Origin of the sequence: Methylobacterium sp. WL116, from assembly GCF_008039455.1 — a bacterium.
In the GTDB taxonomy this organism is placed as follows: Bacteria; Pseudomonadota; Alphaproteobacteria; order Rhizobiales; family Beijerinckiaceae; genus Methylobacterium.
The window spans coordinates 1-4,182 of sequence record NZ_VRUV01000408.1 but is presented as its reverse complement, the minus strand read 5'-3'; the positions used below and the strand labels follow the sequence as shown (position 1 = coordinate 4,182).

4 protein-coding genes are annotated in these 4,182 nt (G+C 71.6%); 2 read left to right on the top strand and 2 right to left on the bottom strand.

Features of this window, described 5'->3' with window-relative positions; all coding sequences use genetic code 11:
- The coding region (locus FV223_RS21560) for a glycosyltransferase (protein WP_147728916.1) at positions 1 to 829 on the bottom strand (829 nt) is incomplete at its 3' end.
- Positions 830 to 1,116: 287 nt separating this feature from the next.
- On the opposite strand from FV223_RS21560, the gene FV223_RS21555 reads away from it, so the two are divergent.
- Positions 1,117 to 1,830, top strand: coding sequence for a cytochrome b/b6 domain-containing protein (locus FV223_RS21555; RefSeq protein ID WP_147728915.1), 714 nt, complete (start codon positions 1,117 to 1,119; stop codon positions 1,828 to 1,830).
- Positions 1,827 to 2,573 (top strand): molybdopterin-dependent oxidoreductase, encoded by a 747-nt coding sequence (locus FV223_RS21550; protein ID WP_147728914.1) that lies wholly within the window; start codon positions 1,827 to 1,829, stop codon positions 2,571 to 2,573. Before FV223_RS21555 ends, FV223_RS21550 begins: the two co-directional genes overlap by 4 nt.
- Before the next feature lie 10 nt (positions 2,574 to 2,583).
- On the opposite strand, the gene FV223_RS21545 is transcribed toward FV223_RS21550, so the two are convergent.
- On the bottom strand, positions 2,584 to 3,930 hold the full coding sequence (locus FV223_RS21545) for a sorbosone dehydrogenase family protein (protein WP_147728913.1): 1,347 nt from the start codon (positions 3,928 to 3,930) through the stop codon (positions 2,584 to 2,586).
- Between the last annotated feature and the right edge of the window lie 252 nt (positions 3,931 to 4,182).

Here is a 4,182-nt window from a genome sequence, read left to right as displayed (position 1 = left end):
GCGTGCCGCAGGCCAGCGCCTCGGCGACCACCAGCCCGAACGGCTCCTCCCAGCGCGGGGTGACCAGGGCCGCCCGCGCCCCGCCGAGGTGACGCGCGAGCTCGGCATGGCCGAGATGGCCGAGATCGACGAGGTCGTCCCCGAGGCGCGGGGCGATCCACTCCGCCCAGTAGGCGGGATTGGGCCGCGGGCCGGCGAAGTGCAGCGGGAGGCCGGCGGCGCGCGCGGCGTCGATCGCCAGGTGCAGCCCCTTCTCCGGCACGATCCGGCCGGACCAGAACACGTAGGGCACCGGGTCCGGCGCCGGGCGGTAGACGAAGACCGTGAGCTCGACGCCGTTGCCGATGACGACCGGCTCGGCGACGATCTCGCGCCACGCGTCGGCCGTGTGGTTCGAGACGGCGGCGAACGGCATGCCGGCGGGGGCGGCGCGCACGCCCGCCTCAAGCGAGTCGAACGGGGGCGTGTGAAGCGCCGTCACCATCGGCACCGCGAGGTCCCGGCTTCGGCGCAGCGGCAGGTCGTGAAGACTGTTGTTGTGCACGATGTCGAAGTCGCCGGCCCGCACCATCTCCATGATCCGCGCATAGGCTGCGTTCTCGGCGCGATCGATGGACGCATGACGCAGTGGATCGCCGAGCCCGTCACCGGTCGGCGGGCAGACGCAGACCGGCGCAAGTGTCGGATCCGATCCCTCCGAGGCGAACAACGTCACGTCGTGCCCGCGTCGCATCAGGGCGCCGGCGAGGAGATGCGTGTGCATCTCCAGACCGCCCGGATACGGCTGCGCGATGGGGAACTTCAGGTGGGCGATGAGAGCGATCTTCACGGAAGCTCGTTTTCCAGCGACGGAGGCCGTGGTCGCACATCGCATATCCTGTCTGTGTGCAGGATGAACGGATGCAACATTGCTGATTCACCGACCATCCCGGAAGCCGAGGATGACCGCAACGGTTCCCGCGTCAACGCAAGGTGCTGGGGACAGCGGGCTGCCATCGTATACGCCCGGGCGGCACAGGTCTCGCGGCGCCGGGGCCGCGGCGGACTTTCACATTGGATCAATCGAGGGGCCGTGCGATCCTGCGCTATGATGCAGGACCATCCGATCGGCGCACGATGACGGGACGCGAGGACGGCCGGATCCGCCATCCCGCCTGGGTGCGGGCGACGCACTGGATCAACGCCGCCGCGTTCGTCGCGCTCGCGGTCAGCGGCACGGCGATCCTGCTGGCGCTGCCGCGGCTGTTCTGGGGCGAGACGGGCGCGCTCGATGCCCCGGCATGGATCGCCCTGCCGTTGCCGGTGAACCTCGAACAGACCGGCTGGGGCCGCAACATCCACTTCCTCGCCGCCTGGATCTTCGTCCTCAACGGGCTGCTCTATCTCGCCTGGAGCCTCGCGACGCGCCACCTGTCCCGCCGGCTGCTACCGGATGCGGACCAGGTCCGCCCGGCGCACATCGCCGGCACGGTGCGCGAGCACCTGCACCTGCGCGGCCCGGGGCCGACGCAGACCCGCTACAACGTGCTGCAGAAGCTCGCCTACCTGGCGGTCGTCCTGGTGCTGTCGCCGCTGATGCTGCTCACCGGCCTGACGATGTCGCCCGGGGTCACGACGGCGATCCCCGAGCTGTTCGACCTGTTCGGCGGACGGCAGTCGGCCCGGACCCTGCACTTCCTGTGCGCGTCCCTGCTGGTGGCGTTCCTCGCAGTGCATGTCTGGCAGGTCCTGGCCAACGGCCCGGCGGCGCTGATGCGCGGGATGACCATCGGGCGCCGGGCGCCGGCCGCGGAACCCGCGCGGCGGCACGAGCGCGAGGCGAAGCGATGAGCGACATCTCCCGGCGCAAGCTGATCCTCGGCGCCTCGGCCCTCGGCGGCACCGGGCTGCTCGCCAGCTGCGAGAGGATCGGGGAGGGCGGCCCGAGCCGCGGCGGCCTCTACGGGATCAGCGAGCGCCTGAGCTTCACGGTGCAGCGCTTCCTGCTGCGCCATCAGCCGCTGGTGCGCGAGTTCGCCCCGGACGCGATCTCGGCGGTCTTCCCGACGATCAACACCACCGACCCCGACGACGCCGCCTACCGCCGCTCGAAGGAGATCGGCTTCTCGGACTGGCGCCTGCCGGTGCGCGGGCTGGTGGCGAACCCGGCCGAATTCTCGCTCGCCGACTTGAAGGCGATGCCCGCCCGCACCCAGATCACGCTGCATTCCTGCGAGCAGGGCTGGTCGGCGATCGGCAGATGGACCGGGGTTCCGCTGGCCCACGTCCTGGCCGTCGCCGGCCTGAAGCCGGAGGCGCGCTTCATCGTGATCCGCACCGTCGACGGCTGGTGGGACACCTACGACCTGTTCGACGCGCTCCACCCGCAGACGATCCTCGCCTACGGCATGAACGGCGGCGCGCTGCCGATCGCGCACGGCGCGCCGGTGCGGCTCCGGGTCGAGCGGCAGCTCGGCTACAAGTCGCTGAAGTACCTCGCCTCGATCGAGGCCGTCGATCGCGTGGACGGCCTCGGCCAGGGCCGCGGCAGCATGGTCTCCGAACTCGGCTTCAGCTGGTACGCGGGGATCTGAGGCGTCCGCCTCACTGCGAGGCGGCCGCCCCCGTCACCCGCCAGACCGCGTTGCCGACGTCGTCCGAGACGAGCAGCGCCCCGGTCTTGTCGAAGGCCACGTCCACGGGGCGCCCCTGCGCCTTCTCGTCGGCGTCGAGGAAGCCGGCCAGCACGTCCACCGGCGTGCCCGCGGGCCGGCCGTCGGCGAACGGCACGTAGATCACCTTGTAGCCGCTCTTCGGACGACGGTTCCACGAGCCGTGCTGGGCGACGAACAGGCCGCTGGTCCAGGCCGGGGGCAGGTTCGCGCCCCGCGAGAACGCGATGCCGAGCGAGGCCGTGTGGGGACCGAGGGCGTAGTCCGGCACGATCGCCTTGGCGACGAGGTCCGGGCGCTGCGGGGTGACGCGCTCGTCGACGTGCGGGCCGTAATAGCTGTAGGGCCAGCCGTAGAACCCGCCCTCCTTCACCGCGGTGACGTAGTCCGGCACGAGGTCGCTGCCGATCTCGTCGCGCTCGTTGACCGCGGCCCAGAGCGCGCCGGTCTCGGGCTCGATGCCCAACCCGTTCGGGTTGCGCAGGCCGGTGGCATATTCGCGGAAGGCCTTGGTCGCGATCGTGTATTCCCAGATCGCGGCGCGGCCCTTCTCGGCCTCGAGCCCGTTCTCGGCCACGTTGCTGTTCGAGCCGACGGTGATGAACAGCTTGGCGCCGTCGGGGCTCGCGACCACGTTCTTGGTCCAGTGATGGTTGATCCCGGCCGGCAGGTCGACGATCTTCTCGGGCGTCGCGCCGTTCTCGGTCCCGCCGGCCTCGTAGGGCACCCGCACCAGCGCGTCGGCGTTGGCGACGTAGAGGTCGCTGCCGACCAGCGCCATGCCGAACGGCGAGGTCAGGCCCTTCAGATAGACCGTCTTCACCTCGGCGACGCCGTCCCCGTCGCCGTCGCGGAGCAGCACGATCCGGTCCGGGCTCTTCACGCCGGCGCCGGCCCGATCCATGATCTTGCCCGCGATCCAGGCCTTCACGCCGGGAAACGTGCCGTCGGAGGGCGGGGTGTTGCTCTCGGCGACGAGCACGTCGCCGTTCGGCAGGGTGTAGAGCCAGCGCGGATGGTCGAGCCCCTCGGCGAAGGCTGCGACCGAGAGGCCGGCGGCCGGCGCGGGCTTGGCGCCCTTCGCCCAGCCGGTGGCGGGCGCGATGTTGACGGTGGGCAGCGGCGTCGCGTTCGGGGCGGGCAGCGTCGGGCTCGCCCCCTGGCCGTCGGCGAGCGGGAGCGACGCGCTCTCGGGATAGACCGCGAAGCGCACGAAGGCCGCGCCGCCGAGGAGGACCACGGCCAGCGCCGCGAGCCCGAGTTTTGCCAATGTCCGCATGTCGTTCCGTGAGTCCGTCGTTCGTCCGGCGGCCTGCCCCGCCGATCGGACGGGACCGGCCCTGCCGGATGATGATCTTGTCCGAGGATAAGAACCGAGCGGGCAATTGGCTCCGTTCGCACGCCGAGGGTGCCGGCGGCGCCCGGGGACGCGTATAGGACGGTGCGTGGGCCCCTCGCCGAAGGGTCGCGCTCCGGGCGCGAGCGGCGCGGGCGCCGAGCGAGCCCTCGATGACCGATGCGCCCCCAGGCC

Coding starts and splice junctions, on each gene's coding strand:
- FV223_RS21555 (WP_147728915.1), top strand. CDS start 1,117: ATGACGGGACGCGAGGACGGCCGGATCCGCCATCCCGCCTGGGTGCGG.
- FV223_RS21550 (WP_147728914.1), top strand. CDS start 1,827: ATGAGCGACATCTCCCGGCGCAAGCTGATCCTCGGCGCCTCGGCCCTC.
- FV223_RS21545 (WP_147728913.1), bottom strand. CDS start 3,930: ATGCGGACATTGGCAAAACTCGGGCTCGCGGCGCTGGCCGTGGTCCTC.